The organism is Aestuariimicrobium sp. Y1814, from assembly GCF_050113895.1.
Classification (GTDB): domain Bacteria; phylum Actinomycetota; class Actinomycetes; order Propionibacteriales; family Propionibacteriaceae; genus Aestuariimicrobium.
This window is the reverse complement of sequence record NZ_JBNJRW010000006.1, coordinates 109046-130524: the sequence shown is the minus strand read 5'-3', so window position 1 is coordinate 130524 and position 21479 is coordinate 109046. Positions and strand designations below refer to the sequence as shown.

General features: G+C 69.1%; 23 protein-coding genes and 1 tRNA gene. 14 read left to right on the top strand and 10 right to left on the bottom strand.

The annotated features are described in order from the left end of the window. Positions 1-50 precede the first annotated feature (50 nt). Both ACQE3C_RS08965 and ACQE3C_RS08960 read left to right on the top strand, forming a co-directional pair. Entirely contained in the window at positions 51-1889 is a 1839-nt protein-coding gene (locus ACQE3C_RS08965; RefSeq protein WP_434538838.1) for a serine/threonine-protein kinase, read from the top strand. 270 nt (positions 1890-2159) lie between these two features. Then, complete coding sequence (locus ACQE3C_RS08960) at positions 2160-2687, top strand: MarR family winged helix-turn-helix transcriptional regulator (protein ID WP_434538837.1); 528 nt, start codon at positions 2160-2162, stop codon at positions 2685-2687. On the opposite strand, the gene ACQE3C_RS08955 is transcribed toward ACQE3C_RS08960, so the two are convergent. Then, entirely contained in the window at positions 2639-3262 is a 624-nt protein-coding gene (locus ACQE3C_RS08955; RefSeq protein ID WP_434538836.1) for a class I SAM-dependent methyltransferase, read from the bottom strand. The two genes, ACQE3C_RS08960 and ACQE3C_RS08955, sit on opposite strands and share 49 nt — an antisense overlap. 86 nt (positions 3263-3348) lie before the next feature. Here ACQE3C_RS08955 and ACQE3C_RS08950 point away from each other — a divergent pair. Continuing rightward, positions 3349-3421: transfer RNA gene (locus ACQE3C_RS08950), tRNA-Thr, on the top strand. 302 nt (positions 3422-3723) lie between these two features. Here the strand turns inward: ACQE3C_RS08950 and manA are convergent. Further along, complete coding sequence (gene manA, locus ACQE3C_RS08945; protein ID WP_434538835.1) at positions 3724-4920, bottom strand: mannose-6-phosphate isomerase, class I; 1197 nt, start codon at positions 4918-4920, stop codon at positions 3724-3726. 142 nt (positions 4921-5062) lie between these two features. On the opposite strand from manA, the gene ACQE3C_RS08940 reads away from it, so the two are divergent. Further along, positions 5063-5365 (top strand): DUF3263 domain-containing protein, encoded by a 303-nt coding sequence (locus ACQE3C_RS08940; RefSeq protein ID WP_434538834.1) that lies wholly within the window; start codon positions 5063-5065, stop codon positions 5363-5365. A gap of 27 nt (positions 5366-5392) precedes the next feature. Here the strand turns inward: ACQE3C_RS08940 and ACQE3C_RS08935 are convergent, their stop codons facing one another. Then, entirely contained in the window at positions 5393-5869 is a 477-nt protein-coding gene (locus ACQE3C_RS08935; RefSeq protein ID WP_434538833.1) for a hypothetical protein, read from the bottom strand. A gap of 229 nt (positions 5870-6098) precedes the next feature. On the opposite strand from ACQE3C_RS08935, the gene groL reads away from it, so the two are divergent. From groL to ACQE3C_RS08920, 3 genes are all read left to right on the top strand, one after another. Then, a complete protein-coding gene (gene groL, locus ACQE3C_RS08930; RefSeq protein WP_434538832.1) occupies positions 6099-7721 on the top strand; it encodes a chaperonin GroEL in 1623 nt (540 codons plus the stop codon). Positions 7722-7942: 221 nt separating this feature from the next. Then, the gene (locus tag ACQE3C_RS08925) at positions 7943-8380 is read left to right on the top strand and encodes a hypothetical protein (RefSeq protein ID WP_434538831.1); all 438 of its coding nucleotides are present in this window, start codon (positions 7943-7945) and stop codon (positions 8378-8380) included. After that, positions 8377-8697, top strand: coding sequence for a hypothetical protein (locus tag ACQE3C_RS08920; RefSeq protein WP_434538830.1), 321 nt, complete (start codon positions 8377-8379; stop codon positions 8695-8697). Before ACQE3C_RS08925 ends, ACQE3C_RS08920 begins: the two co-directional genes overlap by 4 nt. A 6-nt stretch (positions 8698-8703) precedes the next feature. Here the strand turns inward: ACQE3C_RS08920 and ACQE3C_RS08915 are convergent, their stop codons facing one another. The 4 genes from ACQE3C_RS08915 to ACQE3C_RS08900 all read right to left on the bottom strand — a co-directional run bounded on the left by ACQE3C_RS08915 (position 8704) and on the right by ACQE3C_RS08900 (position 11133). After that, positions 8704-9477, bottom strand: coding sequence for a hypothetical protein (locus ACQE3C_RS08915; protein WP_434538829.1), 774 nt, complete (start codon positions 9475-9477; stop codon positions 8704-8706). Positions 9478-9479: 2 nt separating this feature from the next. Continuing rightward, positions 9480-10256 carry a hypothetical protein gene (locus ACQE3C_RS08910; protein ID WP_434538828.1) on the bottom strand — a complete coding sequence of 259 codons (777 nt, stop codon included), beginning with the start codon at positions 10254-10256 and terminating at the stop codon, positions 9480-9482. A gap of 10 nt (positions 10257-10266) precedes the next feature. Further along, positions 10267-10554, bottom strand: coding sequence for a hypothetical protein (locus ACQE3C_RS08905; RefSeq protein ID WP_434538827.1), 288 nt, complete (start codon positions 10552-10554; stop codon positions 10267-10269). Positions 10555-10659: 105 nt separating this feature from the next. Beyond that, positions 10660-11133: a hypothetical protein gene (locus ACQE3C_RS08900; RefSeq protein WP_434538826.1), complete on the bottom strand. Its 474-nt coding sequence runs from the start codon at positions 11131-11133 to the stop codon at positions 10660-10662. Positions 11134-11218: 85 nt separating this feature from the next. Here ACQE3C_RS08900 and ACQE3C_RS08895 point away from each other — a divergent pair, with 85 nt between their 5' ends. Beyond that, entirely contained in the window at positions 11219-11926 is a 708-nt protein-coding gene (locus ACQE3C_RS08895; protein ID WP_434538825.1) for a copper homeostasis protein CutC, read from the top strand. Here ACQE3C_RS08895 and ACQE3C_RS08890 read toward each other — a convergent pair. After that, positions 11871-12182, bottom strand: a complete 312-nt coding sequence (locus tag ACQE3C_RS08890) for a hypothetical protein (protein WP_434538824.1) — start codon at positions 12180-12182, stop codon at positions 11871-11873. The genes ACQE3C_RS08895 and ACQE3C_RS08890 overlap by 56 nt on opposite strands. Before the next feature lie 359 nt (positions 12183-12541). Between ACQE3C_RS08890 and ACQE3C_RS08885 the strand changes: the two genes are divergently transcribed. From ACQE3C_RS08885 to ACQE3C_RS08875, 3 genes are read left to right on the top strand one after another with little or no spacing between them, the layout of a single operon-like run. Next, positions 12542-13471 carry an ABC transporter ATP-binding protein gene (locus ACQE3C_RS08885; RefSeq protein ID WP_434538823.1) on the top strand — a complete coding sequence of 310 codons (930 nt, stop codon included), beginning with the start codon at positions 12542-12544 and terminating at the stop codon, positions 13469-13471. Then, positions 13464-14324 carry an ABC transporter permease gene (locus ACQE3C_RS08880; RefSeq protein WP_434538822.1) on the top strand — a complete coding sequence of 287 codons (861 nt, stop codon included), beginning with the start codon at positions 13464-13466 and terminating at the stop codon, positions 14322-14324. Before ACQE3C_RS08885 ends, ACQE3C_RS08880 begins: the two co-directional genes overlap by 8 nt. Then, positions 14321-15187: an ABC transporter permease gene (locus ACQE3C_RS08875; RefSeq protein ID WP_434538821.1), complete on the top strand. Its 867-nt coding sequence runs from the start codon at positions 14321-14323 to the stop codon at positions 15185-15187. Before ACQE3C_RS08880 ends, ACQE3C_RS08875 begins: the two co-directional genes overlap by 4 nt. 52 nt (positions 15188-15239) lie before the next feature. Here the strand turns inward: ACQE3C_RS08875 and ACQE3C_RS08870 are convergent, their stop codons facing one another. Next, positions 15240-16403: a MalY/PatB family protein gene (locus ACQE3C_RS08870; protein WP_434538820.1), complete on the bottom strand. Its 1164-nt coding sequence runs from the start codon at positions 16401-16403 to the stop codon at positions 15240-15242. 76 nt (positions 16404-16479) lie between these two features. Here ACQE3C_RS08870 and ACQE3C_RS08865 point away from each other — a divergent pair, with 76 nt between their 5' ends. Genes ACQE3C_RS08865 through ACQE3C_RS08855 form a run of 3 tightly spaced genes read left to right on the top strand, consistent with a single transcriptional unit; the run spans position 16480 to position 19636 of the window. Further along, complete coding sequence (locus tag ACQE3C_RS08865) at positions 16480-17751, top strand: amidohydrolase family protein (RefSeq protein ID WP_434538819.1); 1272 nt, start codon at positions 16480-16482, stop codon at positions 17749-17751. Then, positions 17741-19006 (top strand): MFS transporter, encoded by a 1266-nt coding sequence (locus ACQE3C_RS08860; RefSeq protein WP_434538818.1) that lies wholly within the window; start codon positions 17741-17743, stop codon positions 19004-19006. Before ACQE3C_RS08865 ends, ACQE3C_RS08860 begins: the two co-directional genes overlap by 11 nt. Positions 19007-19018: 12 nt before the next feature. After that, positions 19019-19636, top strand: coding sequence for an NUDIX hydrolase (locus tag ACQE3C_RS08855; RefSeq protein ID WP_434538817.1), 618 nt, complete (start codon positions 19019-19021; stop codon positions 19634-19636). 150 nt (positions 19637-19786) lie between these two features. On the opposite strand, the gene ACQE3C_RS08850 is transcribed toward ACQE3C_RS08855, so the two are convergent. Continuing rightward, entirely contained in the window at positions 19787-21439 is a 1653-nt protein-coding gene (locus ACQE3C_RS08850) for a DNA repair helicase XPB (protein WP_434538816.1), read from the bottom strand. Positions 21440-21479 lie beyond the last annotated feature (40 nt).

The following is a 21479-nucleotide window of genomic DNA, read 5'->3' as shown; positions in this document are numbered from 1 at the left end:
GTCCGGCGAACTGCTGGACGAGCGTGAGCCCCGGCTGGGATCATCTGTCCATGACCCTCTCCGGAACGCGCCTCGACGGCCGCTACCACGTGCTCGAACCGATCGGACGTGGCGCGGTGGGCCAGGTGTGGCGCGCCGTGGACGAGTGGGACGCGCCCATGGCCGTCAAGGTCATCGACCTCGCCCCGTCCCTGGGCCGCGACGCCGAGCAGCGCTTCCTGGCTGAGCGTGACCGGCTCACCGGAATCCGCCACCCCAATGTGGTCCAGGTTCGTGACCTGCTGATCGTCGAGGGGACCCAGGTCGGGATCGTGATGGACCTGGCCGACGGGGGTGACCTGGCTGCCATGCTCGGCCACGAGACGCTGCCGCCGGTCGACGTCATGGCGGTTGGTGGCCAGGTGGCCTACGGACTCGGGGCGCTGCATGCCAAGAACATGGCGCACCGCGCGGTGCGCCCGCACAACGTCATGCTGCACGAGGTCGACGGGTTGCTGACCGCCCAGATCACCGACTTCGCGGTCTACCGGTTGGGGACCGCCGGGCTGATCCGGCTGCCGGCCGAGTCCATCGACCGCAACCTCGCCTACCAGGCCCCCGAGCTGCAGGCCGGCCGGGCACCGAGCCCCGCGTCCGACCTGTATGCGCTGGGCGTCATGCTCTACGAACTCAGCAGCGGCGTGCGGCCCTTCGACGGGGTGGCGCCCGAGGACCTCGCCCACGCCCACGCGAACCTTGCGCCCGGTCGGCCGCCGGGCGTGCCGGACCTGGTCTGGGAGCAGGTCTCGTCCCTGCTCGCCAAGGACCCCTCCCGGCGGCCCGAGGGGGCCAACCAGGTCGCCGGACGACTGTCCCGGGTCCGTGAACGGGTGGCCGGGCTGCCGGCGGCGCCGCGACTGCACGCCCCGCCCGCGCCGCTCGGGCCGGGTCGGGGTGAGGTGCCTGCTGGGTCGGGGAGCGCCCCGTCGGTGTCGGCTGGTTCGGTGTCGGGAGGCCCGGCCTCGGCTGGTTCGGTGTCGGCCAGCCCGGTGCCGAGTTCGATGACCTCCCCGCCTGTGTACCAGTCGACCCAGCAGTACCCGGCGGCGCAGCCGTACCCACAGGGTCAGTCCTGGTCCTCGGGTCCGCCCTCCGCCCAGGGACAGTCCTACCCCCAGGGTGGGTACGGGCAGGGCGGCCCCGGTCCGAGCGGGCCCGGTCAGGGCGGATACCCGCCTGGTGGTTATGGTCCGGGTGGTCCCGGCCCTGGCAGTCCTGGTCACGGCGGGTACGGCCCGGGTGGCCCCGGGTCGGGAGGCTACGGTCAAGGCGGCTACCCGCAGACCCCCGAGGAGCAGGAGCCGCGTCGTCCGGTGGGGCTGTGGATCGCCCTCGGCGCACTGGTGCTCGTTGTCGCCGTGGTGGCCTACCTGTTGCTGAGCGATGGCGACCCCTCGGCGACGCCCGCCACCTCGGCCAGTCCGGTGACCACGGCTGCCGAGACGACCGGCGAGACAACGCAGGCCCAGACGACGGGTACGGAAACGACCGCGGACACGACCCAACCGGTCACCACCGCAGTGACCACGGTCCCGCAGACCAGCGCCCCGCCGACCACTTCGGCACCCCCGACGACGTCGGGACCCCCGTCCTCATCGGCGCCCCCGACCAGTCGTCCGCCGTTCCCGCCCGGCGTCGCGACCTGCGGAGACACGGTGGGAGTCAACTCCAACACCTCGTGTGCCTTCGCCGTGAACGTGGCCGCTGCCTGGCGGGCAACCAGCATGACCGGCACCACCACCGTCCAGGCCACCAGCCCGGTGACCAACCAGACCTACGCCATGACCTGCGTGGCCGGCGAGATCACCATCTGCACCGGGGGCAACAACGCCGCGGTCTACATCCGCTGAGGTTCGTGCGTCCCGCCACCGCCACCCCGGACAGCGCGGATGCGCAACTTCCTGCCTGGAATCCTCGCTGGCACGGATGGATCCGTGACGGAACCTGCGCAAACTCGGACGACGGGGGTCGTGGCGGGCAGTAGCCCCGCGATCAAGTGCCACGATCAGCGACCCATCGAGCATCCGGACGAGCGGGTCACGCGACCGTTCGGATGGTTGCGGATTCAACTGATACCATGGATGGAAAGTTGAACGCACAAGTGAAGGGGAGTGGCTGGGATGGCTGCGCGATGGTTGACGCCGCAGGAGCGCAAAGCATGGGTGAGGCTGGTCGCCCTCATCGAACTGCTGCCCAGCACTTTTGACGCGGAACTGCGCGGCAAGGCGAACCTGGTCTACTTCGAGTACTACGTGCTGGCGATCCTGTCCGAGGCCGAGAACCGCACCCTGCGCATGAGCACCCTGGCGGCGATGGTGAACTCCACCCTGCCGCGGTTGTCGCACGCCGTGCGGCGCCTTGAACAGCGCGGGCTGGTCGAACGCACCCCGTGCGAGCAGGACGGCCGCTCGACCAACGCCCACCTGACCGAGCAGGGCTGGCAGCTGGTCAAGGAGGCCGCCCCCGACCACGTCGACCACGTGCGGCGCACCATCTTCGACGTGCTCAGCCCCGAACAGGTCAACCAGCTCAGCGACATCTCGGCCGCCCTGCTGGGAGCGCTGCCCCAGACCCAGGGCAACCCCGAGTCGATGGGGGCTCAGGCCCTCGCGAACACCGCGACCAGGAACCCGTCGCCGTCGCGGTAGGGACGCAGGTCCCACGTCGACAGCGCCAACTCCAACTGCAAGCCCGCCGCGGTGGCGTCCCCGATGAACTCGTCGAACCCATAACCGCGCCCGGCGCCGAAGCCGATCGCCAGTCGTCCGTCGTCGGCGAGGTGGTTGGCCAGGCGCCGCAGCACCTCACCGCGGGTCGACTCGGCCAGGAAGCCCATCACGTTGCCGGCGCAGACGATGACGTCGAACGGGTCTTCGACGCCACGTGCCGGCAGGTCGAGCTCGGCCAGGTCACCGACGAAATAGGTCGGCCCCGGGTGGTCGATCTCAGCGGCGGCGATCAATCCCGGGTCCAGGTCGACACCCACCACCCGGTGGCCACGCTCGTGGAGCCAACCGTCGAGGCGCCCCGGCCCGCAGCCGGCGTCGAGGATGTGGGCATTGCGCCCCACCATCGCATCGACGAACCTGGCCTCGCCGTAGAGGTCATGGCCCTGTTCCTCCATCACCTTGAAGCGCTGGATGTAGCGATTCGTGTGCTCCGGGTCGGCCTGGATGATCCTGGCCCACTTCGACGGTTCGGGGGTTGTGCGGTGCTGATTCACCCCGCCATGCTAGCCGGGCACCCCTCGTCCCGATTTCGCCGGACCCCGTGACTTCGGCACAATGGACGAGCCCGCTGCGCGGGCATGCCTCCGTAGCTCAGCGGCCAGAGCACCTGTCTTGTAAACAGGCGGTCGTGGGTTCGACTCCCACCGGGGGCTCGGGCTTTTCTGTCCTCGCTCCGCTCGGACGGCGCCGCCAAGATCTTGTTCCCGGCGCGCTCGCTCGTCCCTCGCTCGCTTGCGGGAGGGCTTCGCTCGTTCCTCGCTCAGCCGGGCGGCGGTGTCGGTTGCGTCTGGTTTTCTGTCCTCGCTCCGCTCGGACGGCGCCGCCAAGCTCCTACGATGCTGCGGTCCTTGCACCCACGCAAAGAATGCATCCCGATCGGGTACAGGGGACGTGTAATCCTTGCGCCCACGCAAAGAATGCAGGTTCCCCCGGCTCAGGCGCCGCCCTCAGCCCGTCAGGCGCCGGTGCTGGCCAGGACGGCCTCGGCGTCACCCTGGACGCGGACGATCTCGCCGGCGGGGATGAACGCCGACTGGCCCTTGACCAGTTCGGTGGTCTCCTCGGCGCTGGCGCAGGCCAGGTAGCCGTCGAGCACCAGAAGGATCCGGGCATGCTCGGCGGCCGGCAGCACGACCGGCTCGGACTGGCCGTGGCGGCCGAGTTCGACCATCCACAGGTCGAACTCCGGCGACGGGGTGGGGTAGTGCCTTAGCCCCGGGGTCGAACAGTCCGGCTCGACCAGCTGGGGCACCTCGGCGACGAAGTCCACGACCTGCACCAGCGAGTCCACGTCGATGTGCTTGTGGGTGAGCCCACCGCGCAGCACGTTGTCGCTGCTGGCCATGATCTCCAGACAGGTGCCCTTGAGGTGGGCATGCATGTTGCCGGGGTAGAGGTGCAGCGCCTGCCCGGGTGTCATGTCGAGCCGGTTCAGCAGCAGGGCCGCCAGGATGCCGCGGTCGCCGGGGTAGTGCTCGTCCAGCTCGACGGCGGTGCGGGCGAACTTGCCCAGTTCGCCGGGGGAATCAAGGTGGCGCAGGGCCGCCGCCACGACCATGTCGACCAGGCCGCGACGCTCCTCCGACAAGCTCAGGGCGTCCAGGAAGACCTCTGCCAGGGCGGCGCTGCCGCTGCGCTGGGTGAGCGGGCCGATCACCGAGGCAAGCTCCGCAGCCACCCCGAGTCCCTCGAAGAGTGCAGCGGTCTGGGCGGCCGGGCGGAACCCGGTCAGGGTGCTGAACTCGGTGAGCGCCACTGCCATCTCGGGCTTGGGCCAGTCGTCCTTGAAGCTGCGCCGCGGGTCGGTCAGCGACAAGCCGCGCTCGTTCTCGGCGGCGAACCCGGCCTCGGCCTGCTCGCGGTTCGGGTGGGCCTGCAGGCTCAGCGGCTGCGCCGCCGCCAGCACCTTCAGCAGGAATGGCAGTCGCGGCCCGAAGGCCTCGACCGAACGCTGCCCGAGCGCCTCGGGGTGCTCCGACAACCAGGTCCGCAGGTCGCGGCCCTGCTCGGGCAGGTCACTCGGGGCCAGTCCGTGGGCTCCCAACCACAACTCGGCCTGCGGCTCCCCGGTCGGGTCCACGCCGAGGATGCTGGGGATGGAGTCCACCGAGCCCCAGGCGTAGTTCTGGATCCGGCCCTCGAGGAGCAGCATTTCTTGAGTTCCTAGTGTGTTCAGGGGGTCGTCCGACGGGCAATGGTGCAGCATCGGGTGGGCGAGTGCCCAGCCGATTCTAACGAATGCGGCACCACCGGCATGAATGACATGGCTGTGATTCGGTCGCTAGACTGTCGCCATGTCAGTTCGAAGCCACATCACTGCCGTCCCGCAGGCGCCCGCCGCCGAGCCGGGCCTGAGCGAGCGTGACGCCGCCATTCTCGAGTTCGAGAAGTCCTGGTGGGCCGCCGACGCGACCAAGAGCAGCGAGATCCGTGAACGCTTCGGCATGTCCACCACCGCCTACCACCAGATCCTGAACGCATTGCTGGACGACCCGGCTGCGCTCGCGGCCCAGCCCCTGCTGGTCAAGCGACTGCGCCGACTGCGCGAGCAGCGCCAGCGGGCCCGGTCAGCCTCGCGGTTGGCCCAGCACGGCTGAGCCCACCACCGACCGGGGGCGACCGCTCTACTTGCGCGGGCGCGAGGCCATCGTCCGCAGTTGGGCGAAGCCCTGGCGCAGCGGACGAACCGGGGCGCTGCGGTAGCCACCCAGCTGGAGGTCGGCCGACTGCTCGAAGAAGTTGGCCGCTGCGCGGTCACCGGTGCGCAGCCACGACCAGCCCATGGCCGCCGCGTACACCGGCAGGTACGGCAACCCGAGCGAGTAGGCCCACTGCCAAGTGTGGTTGACCTCGTGTTCCAGCAACCCCGGACGACGCGCCATGATCGCGGCCCACGACGGTGAGGCGGTCAGCACCACCGAACCGATGGTGAAGGCGCCTGCCATCGGGAAGCCCAACCGGTAGCCCTCGGCCATCCAGATCCCGTCCGGGCCGCGGAAGACCCGCGCGCGGCCGATCGCGGCGACGACCAGGCCCAAGGGGGTCGACAGGTTGCACCAGTTCGCGAAGTTGCGCACGCGGGGCATCAGTGGGTTGCTCACGAGGTCCATTCTGCCGGACCCGGACCCGGTCGCAGGCGTGCTGGGATCGTCCCGATCTTTGCACTCGCTTGGGTCGAGTGCTAAGAATGGTGTTAGCACTCGTTGCGTCAGAGTGCTACCGCCGCCAGGCAGGTGAGGCTCCCACGAGCCGTCCGTCGCGGGCACCGGTTTGGCGTTCACCACCAATGGGGCTCGACAGCCCCCGACGCGGGAGGATTCCCCAGGAACCATGGCAAAGCTGATTGAATTCAACGTCGAGGCCCGCCGCGCCCTCGAGCGGGGCATGAACACCCTCGCCGACGCGGTGAAGGTCACCCTTGGCCCCAAGGGCCGCAACGTCGTGCTGGAGAAGAAGTGGGGCGCCCCCACCATCACCAACGACGGCGTGTCCATCGCCAAGGAAATTGAGTTGGACGACCCCTACGAGAAGATCGGCGCCGAGCTGGTCAAGGAGGTCGCCAAGAAGACTGACGACGTCGCAGGCGACGGCACCACCACCGCCACCGTGCTGGCCCAGGCGATGGTCCGCGAGGGCCTGCGCAACGTCACCGCCGGCGCCAACCCGATCGAGCTGAAGCGCGGCATCGAGCTGGCCGTCGAGGCCATCGTCACCGAGCTGGCCGAGCAGGCCCGCCCCGTCGAGACCCGTGAGCAGATCGCTGCCACCGCCTCGATCTCGGCCGCTGACCCGTCGGTCGGCGAGATCATCGCCGATGCGATGGACAAGGTCGGCAAGGAAGGCGTCATCACCGTCGAGGAGTCGAACACCTTCGGCGTCGAGCTCGAGCTCACCGAGGGCATGCGCTTCGACAAGGGCTACATCTCGCCCTACTTCGTCACCGACACCGAGCGCATGGAGGCCGTGCTCGAGGACCCCTACATCCTCATCGTGAACTCCAAGGTCAGCTCGCTGAAGGACCTGCTGCCGCTGCTCGAGAAGGTCATGCAGGCCTCCAAGCCGCTGCTGGTCATCGCTGAGGACGTCGACTCCGAGGCCCTGGCCGGCCTGATCGTCAACAAGATCCGTGGCACCTTCAAGTCGGTCGCCGTCAAGGCCCCCGGCTTCGGTGACCGCCGCAAGGCCATGCTGCAGGACATCGCCACCCTGACCAACGGCACCGTGATCTCCTCCGAGGTCGGCCTCTCGCTCGACACCGCCACCCTCGACCTGCTGGGCCAGGCCCGTTCGGTCGTCATCACCAAGGACGAGACCACCATCGTCGAGGGCGCCGGTGACCCCGAGGCCATCGCTGGTCGCGTGCAGCAGATCCGCAACGAGATCGAGAACTCCGATTCCGACTACGACCGCGAGAAGCTGCAGGAGCGGCTGGCCAAGCTGGCCGGCGGCGTTGCCGTGATCAAGGTCGGCGCTGCCACCGAGGTCGAGCTCAAGGAGCGCAAGCACCGCATCGAGGACGCCGTCCGCAACGCGAAGGCTGCCGTCGAAGAGGGTCTGGTCGCCGGTGGCGGCGTGGCCCTGGTGCAGGCTGCCAAGTCGGCCAAGGTCGACCTGGAGGGTGACGAGGCCACCGGTGCACAGATCGTGTTCTCGGCCACCTCGGCCCCGCTGCGCCAGATCGCCAGCAACGCCGGCCTCGAGGGCGGTGTCGTGGTCGAGAAGGTGCTTGGCCTGGAGACCTCGCACGGCCTGAACGCTGCGACCGGCGAGTACGTCAACATGCTGGAAGCCGGCATCATCGACCCGGCCAAGGTGACCCGTTCGGCGCTGCAGAACGCGGCCTCGATCGCCGGCCTGTTCCTCACCACCGAGGCGATCATCGCCGACAAGCCCGAGAAGGCTGTCGCGATGCCCGGTGGCGCTGACGGCGGCATGGGCGGCATGGACTTCTGAGTCCACGCCACCAGTTGCACCAGCTGGACGGGCGGTCCTCCTGCGGGAGGGCCGCCCGTTCGGCGTTCCCCTCGTCCGCCCGGGCCTTTCCGGACGAAGCGGACTGGATGGATGTCAACCAGTCCGATGCGATCCTGAACCAAGCCGGCAGTTCCTCCGGCTGGTAGGGGCTTGCCCGCGCCGGCCGGACGGTGAGGGGACTACGGTCATGACCATGACCCGTGCGACACGCCACCGCCAGGCTCCGGGCCGTCCTCGCCGCAGGCATCGCCTGCGTTGCCCTCGTCGGCTGCACCGGGGGTGACAAACCCCTGAGCGTCGACCATGTGCGTGAGCAGGCCTCGGCGAGGGTGACCGAAACCGGGGCGGACGGGGTCGCCGAGCTCACCCTCAGTAGCACCGGCGGCGGCATCGTCCTGCGCAAGGGCAACCAGCTCACCAGCTACGGGGTGCTGTGCGGCGGTGGTTCGGTGGGTGAGGTCAACCACCTGTCCCTGGGCGCCAAACCGGTGGACGAACTGCCCATCCAGGAGCTGGTCGACGCCCGCGCCGCTGCCGACCAGCAGTGCAAGGACGTCCGCCTCACTGGCGCAGGTGCTGGCGGAGTTCGGCACCAGCCACGGCGGGCAGGTGGGCACCATGCGGATCGCCGTCGGTGACCGTCTTCACCCCCGAGCAGGCCGACGTCAGCGGCACCCAGTGCCTGCCCGGGCTGCAGCACTCGACATTCGGCGAGGGCGGCCAGGGCATCACGCTGCCGTGCGACTCGAATGCTTCGCTGCTGGTTGAGCAGCCCTTCGCGGTGGCCGACGTGCCCGCCGACAAGCTGGCGGCGGCATTGCAGGCTGTCTTTTCGGAGATCCCCCGGGACACCATCCAGTACGTGGACGTGCGCAGCACGGCTGAGGGCATCAGGCTCTTCGTGACCGCAGAGGGCACCAACGGCACCTGGACCCTGGACGGTGCCCGGGTCTGAGCGCCGTCAGAACCCGGCTTCGGCAATCTTGCGTCGAGCGACGTCCAGGGACTCCTCGGCGCGGGCGCGGATCACCTGGGGATCCAGGTCTCCCCATTCGACAGCACTGAGTTCGGCCTGGGCCTCATCGATGGCAGCGGCGGCATTCTGCCAGGCGCGCAGGAACTGCTCGCCCAAGGTGATGTTGTCGATGTCGCGCAACAGCATCGGGTCGATCTCGACGGTGGTCGGTTGCTTGTCCGGACGCATGGTCAGGGTGACGCAGCCGTCGGTACCCACGAACTCCCGTTGGGCGAAGGCGCGGGTCCGCTCGACGATGCCGGCGAGCTTCGGCCCCAGCAGTGAATCCTGCAGGGCCGGCGCGAGGCTCGCGGCGATCCCCGCCTCGGCCTCCTGGGTGGCCTCGGCCGTGCGGGCATCGAACTCGGGCAGCTCAATGTCGAACTGCTCCTTGTACTTCGTCCGCATGTTCTCGAAGGCGGTGGCCCTGGCCGATTCGTAGGCCTCCTGGAACTCCTGCGTGATGGTGGTCGGCGTCGGGCGCAAGGTGAGGCTGCCGTCGAAGGCGACGGCATGGAGGGCGCCGCCTGCGTCCAGCGTGACCGTGCAGCGGGAGGACTCGGAGTGGCCCTCCTGGGGTTCGGCCGTGATCGACAGCAGTTCCTGGTGGAGCGCCTGCATGCGCTCGGCCTGTACCGCGATGGCTTCGGGGTCGCCCATGGCCGAGCGCAGGGCCTCGGAGACCTCGGCGAATCGGGGCGGCAGCGGGGGTTGCGTCACCGTCATGCCCCCTGCGGGCCGAACTGGGAGGTGTACTCACTCAGTTCGTCGATGTCAGCGTTGACCGGAGGGATGTTGAGGTCCGGCGGGCGCAGGTTGTTGGCGCTGAGGTCGGTGATGGAGGAGTTCAGGTAGTTCGAGAGGGTCTCGCCGGCCTTCGTGACGGCCGTGAGCTGCTTGTTGAGATCGGTGAACAGCTTGATCTCGAAACCGACCGCGGCAAGGATCAGCGCGGCCCAGCTGGCAGCTGCCGGCCACTGCCCGGCCAGGGAACTCCCCAAGGTGGCCGGGGCGAGGCCGAGCAGCATCAAGGCGGTGACGATCAGCGGGACATTCAGGGCCACGAAGCCCATGGCGGCCGACACCACAGCCCACCCCGCGGCCTCCAGCAGGGCCTTCTCCGCGTCGGCCAGCGCCGCGATCTTGGGGAAGACATCGGTGCGCAACTGGTCGATGTACGCGACGAAGGCCTCAGCAGCGGGACCCTGCCACGACTTGCCCAGCTCGACGATGGGAAGTTCGAGGCCATTGGTGAAGGCGTTGCAGTACTGGCTCACCGTCGACCACTGGCCCCCCTCGGTGAAGAAGGCCACCGGGTCGCACAGGGCAAGAGCAATCGCGCCGACGTCGGTGGCCAGGACGATGGTGGCGGCACCGCTCGGCACGGTGGCCCCGGCGGCAGCGGCAAGCGTGGCCGCCTGGGTGGCCAGAATGGCGATGGATGGGCCGGACATGGCCGCGACGGCCGGTCCTGCCAGGTTCAGGGAGGTCTCGCTCATGACTGGCTCCTCAGCGGACGACGGCGGCGTCTTCGAGGCGGCGATACACCTCGACGATCTGGTTGATGGCTGTGGACATGGCGGTGACGCTCGCCCCGACATCTTCCGCGGCGTCGCGGGCGTAGCGCAGCGACTGGTTGTACGGCTCGACGCAGAAGAACATCATCAGGGGCCAACCCAACGCACCCATCTGGCCGGTGGCGCCCTTCACCTGTGACTCGTAGTCGGTGGCGAGCCCGTCCATCAGCTCTGAGACGCGGATCATGTCCGGTCGTGCGGTCTCGGTGTAGTAGCTCATCCTGCGGTGCCCTCCCCCTTGATGACCTCGTTCAGCTCGTGGGCAGAATCATGGCACGGGGCGGGGTCATGGCCTGCGGCGGTGGACCCTGCCTGACAGGGGCACTCAGCGCAACGGCTGGAGGTTCTCGTCCACTGCGGTGGCGCTGCCCGCGCGCCCGAGGGTGATGCGGAGCCCGCCCTCCTCGCGAGCTTCGTAGACGATGACGTCATCAGGGTGTGCCTCCAGATGTGAAGCCACCACGTCGGGAAATGGGTGGAGGACGGGGAAGGTGGCCGCGTTGGGCTGAGCAGCGCTTGACCCGTACCTGCGGACGCGGCCGTCCTCCCACTGGGCCCACTGTGAGCCGGCGGGGCCCTGGCAGTGGACGACCATCGAGTCCTTGGTCACCCGGATGAGCTGGGGGTCCCCCTCGCAGTCGCCGGCGGCACTGGCCAGCGCGGCATTCACCCGACGCTCGGTGGTCAGGGATTGATCGCGCTGCGTCCAGAAGTAGACCGCGATGGTGGCGACCAATGCCAGGCCCACCAGTCCGGCGACGATGCCGAACAGCTGGTTGAACTGGCTTCCCTGTGACATGGGGACAGGCTAGCTCGCCCGTGGTGCACGCCCTCGTGCGGCGTTGCTCCCGACGGGGACGCGCCCGCGGCAGCACACTTGACCCATGAGTGGCTTGCTGGAGGTGATTGCCCTCCACGAGAACGATGCCCGTCGCGCCGAGGAGGGCGGGGCCGACCGGGTCGAACTGCTCGGCAGCCTCGACGATGACGGCATGTCCCCGGAACCGGCCATGGTCGAGAAGACCAGGGCCAGGATCGACATCGAACTGCGCCCGATGGTGCGGCTTCGTCCGGGGTTCGGCACCGACGGGGGAGAGGCGACCCGGCTGCGGGGCCTGATCATGTCCTACCTCGATGCCGGCGCCGACGGCGTCGTGCTCGGCTTCCTCAACGGCCACGGCGACGTCGACACCGAGGTCGTCCACGCCCTGGTTGGTGAGGGGGACTGGCCGTGGACCTTCCACCGGGCCGTCGACCACGCCCTCGATGCCCGCCGGGCCTGGCAGGTGCTGCCCGACCTGCCGCGGGTCGACCAGGTGCTGACCGCCGGCTCCCCACGTGGGGTGGAGCACGGGCTCGACGACCTGCTGCAGACCATCCGTGACGTCCCCCGGGCCGCCGGCCTGGTGATGGCCGGCGGCGGACTGGCGCCTGAACACGTGCCCTGGCTCGCGCGCGCCGGGGTCACCAGCTTCCACATCGGCAGCCGCGCTCGTCCGCAGGGCAGCTACAAGGCGTGGGTGGACGCCGACCTGGTCAGCTCATGGAAGCACCTGGTCGACACCGAAGTACGGCACGCCCACCCCGGCTGAGGGGCTGAACCTCTCCAAGTGCATCGTTCAGGGGCACGTGGCTGCTGATGGGCTGTGCAGCGGTGGCGTCGGCGGCGGGGAAGTGGTTCGTCCACCCGTGCAGGCCGGGCTGGTAGTGGGCGCCGGCGGCGGCGTGGGCCTCACGGTCGGCCTCCAGCACGGCCCGGTCGACGTCATTGATCCGCGACGACGCCAGCCGCCGCGGGTCGAACTGCACCTCGGCGTAGCGTCGCCGCAGGTAGAGTCGCAGCTGCACCGCACCATCGGCGCTGCGACCGGTCGACTCGCGACCCTGCCAGTGGCCGAGCCCCTCGTCCGGGGGTGAGCGCCTCGAGCCGGTCGTGCACCTTCTCGAGCTGCTCGGTGAGGGCGTTGTAGTTGTCCCAGCTCATCAGCGGTCCTTCCCCGGCGGCCTCGCCGGGCTCGTCCTCGCGTCGGGTCGTCCTCGTCCAGTTCGTGGTTTTCTCCCCACATGGTTGCCCCCTCGATGACCCCCGTGTCCGGTGACGGTGACGCTCTTGTGACGCTGTCATGGAAATGATTCCGGCGGGCAGTGAATTGGCCCAACCCTTATGCAGTTGGTTGTGTCAGTGGTGAGGCGTAGGCTCTGCCAACGTGTCAATCACCCCCGTGATCCAGGCCAGGGGCCTGCGCAAGCTGTATGGAGAACTCGCCGCCGTCGACGGCATCGACTTCGACGTGGCACCGGGGGAGTCCTTCGGGCTGCTCGGCCCCAACGGGGCGGGCAAGTCGACCACCATGCGCATGATTGGTGGCACGCTGAGCCGCAGCGGGGGCACGTTGACCATCAACGGCCTCGACCCCGAGACCCACGGCCCGCAGGTGCGCGCCCACCTGGGCGTGGTGCCCCAGCAGGACAATCTCGACGAAGACCTGCGGGTGCGCGAGAACCTGATCATGTACGGTCGCTACTTCGGTTTGCGCCGCGACTACCTGCGCCCGAAGTCGGACGAGCTGCTGGCCTTCGCCCAGTTGACCGACAAGGCTGAGGTCCGCGTCCGGGAACTGTCCGGCGGTATGAAACGCCGCCTCACGATCGCCCGCGGGCTGGTCAACGAGCCGCGCATCCTGCTGCTGGACGAACCCACCACCGGCCTCGACCCGCAGGCCCGGCACACCCTGTGGGACCGGCTGTTCCGGTTGAAGGAAGCCGGGGTGACCCTGATCGTGACCACCCACTTCATGGACGAGGCCGAGCAGCTGTGTGACCGGCTCATCGTGGTCGACAAGGGCACCATCATGGCCGAGGGGTCACCGGCCCAGCTGATCCGCGAGTACTCGACCCGCGAGGTGCTCGAGCTGCGCTTCGGGTCCGATCGCAACGCCGCCGTCGTCGAGCAGCTCGGCCACCTGGCCGAACGCATCGAAGTGCTGCCCGACCGGGTGCTGATGTACACCCACGACGGTGAGGCGACGCTGGCGCAGGTCACCGACGCGGGCCTGCTGCCGGTCACCTCACTGGTGCGCCGCAGTTCGCTGGAGGACGTGTTCCTGCGGCTGACCGGAAGGACCCTCGTTGACTGACATCGCTGAACTGGACACGCGGCAGTTGGCCAACTCGGGGCGGGTGCCCGCCCCCGAGGTGATGGCCGCCCGCGCCACCCGCTGGGGTGTCTTCTACTACGCCGAGACCTACCTGCGGGGGGCGCGCGCCTACCTGTCGTCCATCGTGTTGAACGCCGTCGGCACCCCGCTGCTGTACATGCTGGCGATGGGGGTGGGCCTGGGTGGCCTGCTCGACCGGCAGGGCACCACCGTCGACGGGGTCAGCTACCTGGTCTTCGTCGCGCCGGCGATCATGGTCGCCACCGCGGCGCAGTCGGCCTTCGGTGAGTCGACCTACCCGATCATGGGCGGGTTCAAGTGGCAGCGCACCTACTTCGGGCCGGCCGCCACCCCGATGGACCCGGCCCAGATCGCCTGGGGCCACCTGGTCGGCGTCGGGCTGCGCTTCACCGCCCAGTCAATCGTCTTCTGGGTGATCATGGTCGCCTTCGGTGCCGCCCCCAGCGCCTGGTCGTGGGTGGCGATCCCGATCTCGACGCTGACCGCGCTGTCGATGGCCGCCCCCATGCAGGCCTACGCCGCGACCCTCGAGAACGAGGCGGCGCAGTTCACCACCATCCAACGGTTCGTGATCATGCCGATGTTCCTGTTCGCCGGCACCTTCTTCGCCCTGGGGTCGATGCCGATCTACCTGCAGTGGATCGGCTGGATCTCACCGATCTGGCACGGCTCCCAGCTGGCCCGGTGGGCCACCTACGGGATGACCGAGCCCTGGTGGCTGGTCGCCGTCCACGTGCTGGTCCTGGTCGCGCTGACCGCGGTCAGCGCCGTGCTCGCTGCCCGCACCTACCGCCGGAGGTTGTGGTCATGACCAGCCTGCCCGTCCAGGAACGTGAACCGGCCACGATCGACCCCGTCACGGTGGTCGAACGCCGGCTGGCGGCCCCGCGACCCTTCCCCAGCCTCTACTCGGGCAACCTGCTGGCCGTCCTCGAACGGGGCTGGATCGCGATCAAGACCCAGAACTGGGTGATCCTGATCAGCGGCTTCGTCGAACCAGTGCTCTACCTGCTGGCCATGGGCATCGGCGTCGGGGCCCTGGTCGGTGACGTGCCCGGCCCCGGTGGGCGCACGATCAGCTACGCCGCCTACATCGCCCCGGCCCTGCTGGCCACCTCGGCGATGAATGGTGCGCTCTACGACTCCACCACCAACGTCTTCTTCAAGCTGAACTACGGCAAGATCTACCAGACCATGCTGCAGACGGCGATGGGCCCGATGGACGTCGCCCTCGGAGAGATCATGCTCGCGCTGCTGCGTGGGCTGATCTATGCCATCGGGTTCATGGGGGTCATGGCGGTGCTGGGCCTGGTCACCTCGTGGTGGGCGCTGGCGATGATCCCGGCGGCGCTGCTGATCGCGTTCGGGTTCGCCAGCATCGGCATGGCCGTGACCAGCTACATGAAGACCTTCCAGCAGCTCGACATCATCATCTTCGTGATGCTGCCGATGTTCCTGTTCTCGGCCACGCTGTACCCGATCGAGGTGTTCCCCGAGGCCGTCCAGTGGTTCGTGAAGGCCCTGCCGTTGTGGCACGGCGTCGAGATGATGCGCCACCTGGCCGTCGGCCACCTGACCTGGGCCACCCTCGGGCACATCGTGTACTTCGTCGCCATGTGCGCGCTGGGCACCCTGCTGACCACCCTGCGCCTGCGCAAGCTGTTCCTGCGCTGAGGCCGGCAACCCCGGGATCCTCGCGACGAGGCCCCGGGCCAACCGGTCCCACTCAGCGGTTGCGCAGCGCCGCACCCATCCGGCGGACGACCTGCTCCAGCACCGGGCGCGGGGTGCCGAAGTTCAACCGCACCGAGTGCTTGCCGACATCACCGCAGGCCCCACCGTCGGTGAGCGCCACCCGGCCCTGCCGCAGGAAGAAGTCGCTGGGGCGGCCCTCGATCCCGAGCGCCTCCACGTCGAGCCAGGCCAGGTAGGTGCCCTGGTTCGGCACGAAGACCGCCCCGGGCAGTTCCTCGGCGACCAGCTCGAGGAGCCGCTGCTGGTTGCCCTCGAGGTAGGTGATGACCTCCTCGAGCCACGGCTCACCCTCGTTGAAGGCGACGATGTTCGACAGCATCCCCGGGGTGGCGGTGCCGTGCAGGTCGAAGGCGAACTTCTTCGACGTCTTCAGGTCTTCGTCGTTGAGGACCAGCTGGGCGCACTTGTAGCCGGCCAGATTCCAGGCCTTCGAGGCCGACATCGCGGTCAGTGAATGCGCCGCCGCCTCGTCGCTGACGCTCGGGTAGGGCACATGGGTGGCCCCGTTGAGGGTCAGCGGGGCATGGATCTCGTCATTGAACACCCGGCCGTGGTACTTCTCGACGATCTGCGCCAGCCGCGCCAGCTCGTCACGGGTGTAGACCTTGCCGATCGGGTTGTGCGGGTTGCACAGGACGAACATGTCGCCCTCTTCGAAGGCATCCTCGATCGCGTCGAAGTCGAGTTCCCAGTTGTCGGCGGTGCGGAGCATCGGCACCTGCACCAGCTCGTGGCCGGCCATCTGCGGCAGGAACATGAACGGCATGTACGCCGGGGTGGGCAGGATCACCCGCGCCTCGGGCTTGAGGTGGTGGCGCATCGTGATCAGCATCCCGGTCAGCACGTCGGGTGCCGAGAGCACATTGCGGGTGTCCACCTGCCAGCCGTAGCGGCGGCCCACGAAGTCAACGGTGGCCTGCTTCAGCTGCTCGTCCCAGGCCGGGGAGATGTAGCCCGACAGCCCGTCGTCGACCATCTGGTGCAGCACCCGCTTGATCGGCTCGGCCAACCCGAAGTCCATCTCGGCGACGAAGGCGCCCAGCGCGTCGCCGTGGCGACTCCACTTGCTGCCGCCCAACCGGAACAGGTCCTCGGCGGTGATGTCATCAAAGCGGACGGGCTGCTGAGCGGTCATCGTTCTCCTCGCGAGTGGTCACTGTAGATTGTGAATCTACGCCACCGGACGACCCGCACGGGGTCGTCCGAGGAGCATGGACAGGGGTTCGTCCGCAGTGATTGCCTACGCCGCCGACCGGGTGCTGAACACCGATCCCGTCGAGACCATTGAGCGGGGTGTCGTGCTGGTCGACGAGAGCCGCATCGAGTGGGTGGGGCGCCGGGCCGACTTCGACAAGCTCGGCGCGGGCCGTGGGGCGCAGCTGGTCGACCTCGGTGATGTCACCCTGATGCCGGGGCTCATCGACGCTCATGTACACCTGGCCTTCGACGGCGGCGACAACCCGGTCGACCGGATGAACCGCGAGAGCGACACCCAGCAGGTGGCCCTGATGGTGCGCAGTGCTCGTCGGCTTCTGAGCGTGGGGGTCACCACCGCCCGCGACCTGGGTGCGCGCGGCTACACCGATGTGGTGGTTCGCGACGCCATTGCCGAGGGCACCCTGCAGGGCCCGCGGCTGCTGACCGTTGGTGCCCCCATCACCATCACCGGCGGCCACTGCTGGTTCATGGGCGGCGAGGCCGACTCCTTCCACGACGTGCGCAAGATCGTGCGGCTGCACCACAAGAACCGTGTCGACCAGGTCAAGGTGATGGCCACCGGCGGGTTCATGACCCTCGGGTCGGCCCCCTGGTACCCGCAGTACGAGACCGAGGCGCTGGTCGTCATCGTGGCTGAAGCCCACCGCGTCGGCATGCGGGTCGCGGCGCACTGTCACGGCGTCGAGGGCATCCGCCGGGCGGTGGAGGCCGGGGTCGACACCCTCGAGCACTGCTCCTTCGTCCTCGAGGGGGGCGAACTGTCGTATGACCCGCAGCTCGGTGAGCTGATCGCCGCCAGCCGCGCCTTCGTCTCGCCCACCATCAACCTGCGCGCCAAGGACTTCGACCCCACCTTCATCGAAAGGTTGGGACAGTTGCGCCGGGCCGGGGCCAGGTTCATCACCGGCACCGACGCCGGGATCGACCACGTGCCCCACCACGGCTACCCGCAGTCACTGCCCCTCTACCGCGAGCTGGGCATGAGCACGGCCGAGGTCATTGAGTCAGCGACCAGCCTCGCCGCCACCGCGCTGGGCCTGTCGGGGGTCACCGGACGACTTGCTCCCGGGCTGGACGCCGACCTGGTCGCGGTGCGCGGCAACCCGCTGGACGACCTCTCGGCGCTGGCCGACCTGGAACTCGTGGTGGCCCGCGGACGACGCTTCGTCCCCGATGAACTGCCCGAGATCGGGCCGCTGCCCGACGACCTCGTCCCGATGACCGAGCGGCACAGCTTCGAACGCCTGGACGGCGATGACGCCTGAGCCGCCCACCGCCGTCGACCCCGCCTACCGCCCCAACCAGTGGCGACTGGCGCTCGCGCAACTGCTGTCCGGCATCGGCATCGCGTCCGGGGTGGCGGTCGGGGCGGTGCTGGTCGAAGAGGTCTCCGGCAGCACCAGCGTGGCCGGGTTCGCGCAGACCGCCACCATCCTGGGTGCCGGGCTGCTGGCCTTCCCCCTGTCGCGGCTGGCCCATTCCCGCGGACGCCGCATCGCGCTGGGACTGGGGTTCGGCCTGGGGGCGGTGGGTGCGCTGTTCATCCTGCTCGGGGTGCAGACCCGGCAGCTGGCGGTGCTGTTCCTCGGGCTGGCCCTGTTCGGGGCGGCCACCGCGGCGGGACTGCAGTCCCGCTATGCGGCCACCGACCTGGCGCCACCGCAGATGCGCGCGCGGGCCATGTCGATCGTCGTCTGGGCCACCACCGTCGGGTCGGTCGCTGGGCCACACCTGTCCGCCCCCGGGGCGGCACTGGGACGCCTGCTCGGGTTGAACCACCTCGTCGGGCCCTACCTGTTCTCGGTGCTGGCCTTCGTCACGGCCACCCTGGTCACGCTCAGCATGAAGCGCCCGCAGCAGCCGTTGGGGGAGGTGCACCAGGCCGGCCGCAACGTGTCGGTCGCCGAGTGCCTGCGGGTGGCGTGGAACCACCCGATGACGCTGTTCGGCTTGGTCGCGGTGGTCACCGGACAGATGATGATGACCGTGGTCATGGTGATGACCCCGCTGCACATGTACCACCGGGACATGAGCCTCGAGGTGGTCGGCATCGTGATCTCGAGCCACATCTTGGGCATGTACGGCCTCTCACCGCTGGTGGGCTGGGCCATCGACCGGCTGGGGGCCCCGAAGGTGATCCACACCGGGATGGTGTTGTTCCTGGCCGCGTTCGCCGTCGGCATCCTGGATGCGGTCGGCCAGTCCCACCTGGTGCGGCTGATCCCGGCGCTGACCCTGCTGGGGGTGGCCTGGTCGTGCACCATGCTGGCCGGTTCGGCGCTGGTCACCGCCACCGTCGACCCCGGGATCCGGGTGCCCATGCAGGGTACGGTGGACGCGTTCATGAACTTCGGTGCCGCCGGCATCACCGCCTTCGCTGGTGTGGTGCTGGCCTGGCAGGGGTTCGTGGGCATCAACCTGATGGCCACCGCGGTGCTGTTCGTGCTGCTGCTCGCCGCCGTGCGGGCGCGCGTGATGCCGGTGGTGGTGCACAGCCTCACCGAACACCCCGAACGCTGAGGAGGACCCCACGTGGCCGCAGCCCCTGACTCACCCGCTCCGCGCGCTCCCGGCCCCGGCGCTCCTGACCCCGGGACTGCCGGGCGGCGGCTCCGGCACCGGCGCGCGGCCCGGGTGATCGTCCGCAGTGGTGCGACGGAGGGTCGTCCGCGGGTGTTGCTGTTCGCCGACCGCGACCCCGGCCTGCCGGGCACCCAGTGGTGGGTCACCCCCGGCGGCGGCATGGACCCGGGGGAGACCTGGGCCCAGACCGCGGTGCGCGAACTGTTCGAGGAGACGGGGCTGGTCGTGGGCGAGTCACAGTTGCAGGGCCCGGTGGCCTCGCGGCTTGCGGTGCACGGCTACTCCGACCAGGTGCTGGTGCAGCACGAACAGTTCTTCCTGGTCGACGTGGACCGCTTCGAGGTCGACACCTCGCGCTTCACCGAGCTCGAGCAGCGCACCCTGCTGTCCCACGGCTGGTTCGACGCGGACGAGTTGGCCACCCGCGTGGTCTGGCCGGCGCAACTGGGGGACTACCTCGCCTGGGCCGGCGAACCCGCGGACGAGTGGGGCGTGATGGACGAGTCGACGGTGCCGGTGGACCCGGACCTGCTGCGGGCCGAGACCGAGCGCTACACCAGCTCCTGAAGCACCCACATGCCCTAGAAGGGTGCACTTGCCCCTGTTCCGGAACAGGGGCAAGTGCACCGTTCAGGGGCAAGTGCGTTCAGGGGCATGTGGAAGTTGGGCGGGCCGGACGAGGCGGTTGGCGGGGCGGACGGGGCAGCTGGCTGCCGCTCAGTCCTGGTCGAGCTGGTCCAGGTCCTCGGCGTCCACGATCCGGTAGGAGTAGCCCTGCTCGGCCAGGAAGCGCTGCCGGTGCTGGGCGAAGTCGGCGTCGACGGTGTCCCGGGCCACCACCGCATAGAAGCGGGCCACCAGGCCATCCTTCGGACGCAGCAGTCGCCCCAGTCGCTGGGCCTCCTCCTGGCGCGACCCGAATGCCCCCGAGACCTGGATGGCGACCTCGGCGGTCGGCAGGTCGATCGAGAAGTTCGCCACCTTCGAGACCACCAGCCGCTTGATCTCACCGGCGCGGAACTGGTTGTACAACGCCTCACGCTGCTTGTTGGTGGTGGCGCCGGTGATCAGCGGGGCATCCAGCGCGCGTGAGAGTTCCTCCAACTGGTCGACGTACTGCCCGATCACCAGCGTGGGCTGGTCCTTGTGCCGCTCGGCCAGTTCCTCCACCACCCGCTGCTTCGACGCGGTGGTCGAGGCCAACCGGTAGCGCAGGTCGGGTTCGGCCAGGGCCTGGGCCATCCGTTCGTCGTCGTCCAGGCTGACCCTGACCTCGACGCAGTCGGCCGGGGCGATCCAGCCCTGCGACTCCAGGTCCTTCCACGGCGCGTCATAGCGCTTGGGCCCGATCAGGCTGAACACATCACCCTCTCGTCCGTCTTCACGGACCAGCGTCGCAGTCAGGCCCAGGCGTCGGCGGGCCTGAAGGTCGGCGGTCATCCGGAACACGGGGGCCGGCAGCAGGTGCACCTCGTCGTAGATGACCAGGCCCCAGTCGCGGGCGCTGAACAGTTCCAGGTGCGGGTGCACCCCGCCACGTTTGGTGGTCACCACCTGGTAGGTGGCGATGGTCACCGGACGAATCTCCTTGCGGGCGCCGGAATACTCACCGATCTCGTCCTCGGTGAGGGTGGTCCGGCGCACCAGCTCGTCACGCCACTGCCGCGCGGCGACGGTGTTGGTCACCAGGATCAGCGTGGTCGCCCCGGCCAGCGCCATCGACGCCGCCCCGACGACGGTCTTGCCGGCGCCACAGGGCAGCACGACCACGCCCGACCCGCCGTGCCAGAACGACTCGGCGGCGACCTTCTGGTACGGACGAACCTGCCAGCCGTCCTCGTCCAGCGCGATCGGGTGCGCCTCACCGTTGACGAAACCGGCCAGGTCCTCCGCCGGCCAGCCCAGCCCCAGCAGCACCTGCTTGAGGTGGCCGCGTTCACTGGGGTGGACGAGCACCGTCTCGTCGTCGATGCGTTCACCGACCAGGCCCTTCACCTTCTTGGCACGCAGCACCTCGGTGAGCACTGCCTTGTCCTGGCTGACCATGACCAGCCCGTGCACCGGGTGCTTCTCGATCCGCAGCCGACCGTATCGTCCCATCGTCTCGGCGACGTCGATCAGCAGCGAACCGGCGACCGGGTAGCGCGACCAGGTCAGCAGGGCATCGACCACCTGCTCGGCGTCGTGGCCGGCGGCCCTCGCATTCCACAGGCCCAGCGGGGTGATCCGGTAGGTGTGCACGTGCTCGGGGGCCCGTTCAAGTTCGGCGAAGGGGGCGATCGCCATGCGGACGGTTTCGGCGTCCGGGTGGTCGACCTCGAGCAGCAGGGTCCGGTCGGACTGCACGATCAACGGTGAGGTGGGATTCATCACCGTCGAGTATCCCCCAGAGGTCAACCCCCTTACGCCA

Bases quoted from the DNA above. Each gene is read 5' to 3' on its own strand.
- ACQE3C_RS08965 (WP_434538838.1), top strand. From the start codon at position 51: ATGACCCTCTCCGGAACGCGCCTCGACGGCCGCTACCACGTGCTCGAA.
- ACQE3C_RS08960 (WP_434538837.1), top strand. From the start codon at position 2,160: ATGGCTGCGCGATGGTTGACGCCGCAGGAGCGCAAAGCATGGGTGAGG.
- manA (WP_434538835.1), bottom strand. From the start codon at position 4,920: ATGCTGCTCCTCGAGGGCCGGATCCAGAACTACGCCTGGGGCTCGGTG.
- ACQE3C_RS08940 (WP_434538834.1), top strand. From the start codon at position 5,063: ATGTCAGTTCGAAGCCACATCACTGCCGTCCCGCAGGCGCCCGCCGCC.
- groL (WP_434538832.1), top strand. From the start codon at position 6,099: ATGGCAAAGCTGATTGAATTCAACGTCGAGGCCCGCCGCGCCCTCGAG.
- ACQE3C_RS08910 (WP_434538828.1), bottom strand. From the start codon at position 10,256: ATGAGCGAGACCTCCCTGAACCTGGCAGGACCGGCCGTCGCGGCCATG.
- ACQE3C_RS08905 (WP_434538827.1), bottom strand. From the start codon at position 10,554: ATGAGCTACTACACCGAGACCGCACGACCGGACATGATCCGCGTCTCA.
- ACQE3C_RS08900 (WP_434538826.1), bottom strand. From the start codon at position 11,133: ATGTCACAGGGAAGCCAGTTCAACCAGCTGTTCGGCATCGTCGCCGGA.
- ACQE3C_RS08895 (WP_434538825.1), top strand. From the start codon at position 11,219: ATGAGTGGCTTGCTGGAGGTGATTGCCCTCCACGAGAACGATGCCCGT.
- ACQE3C_RS08875 (WP_434538821.1), top strand. From the start codon at position 14,321: ATGACCAGCCTGCCCGTCCAGGAACGTGAACCGGCCACGATCGACCCC.
- ACQE3C_RS08870 (WP_434538820.1), bottom strand. From the start codon at position 16,403: ATGACCGCTCAGCAGCCCGTCCGCTTTGATGACATCACCGCCGAGGAC.
- ACQE3C_RS08865 (WP_434538819.1), top strand. From the start codon at position 16,480: ATGGACAGGGGTTCGTCCGCAGTGATTGCCTACGCCGCCGACCGGGTG.
- ACQE3C_RS08860 (WP_434538818.1), top strand. From the start codon at position 17,741: ATGACGCCTGAGCCGCCCACCGCCGTCGACCCCGCCTACCGCCCCAAC.
- ACQE3C_RS08850 (WP_434538816.1), bottom strand. From the start codon at position 21,439: ATGAATCCCACCTCACCGTTGATCGTGCAGTCCGACCGGACCCTGCTG.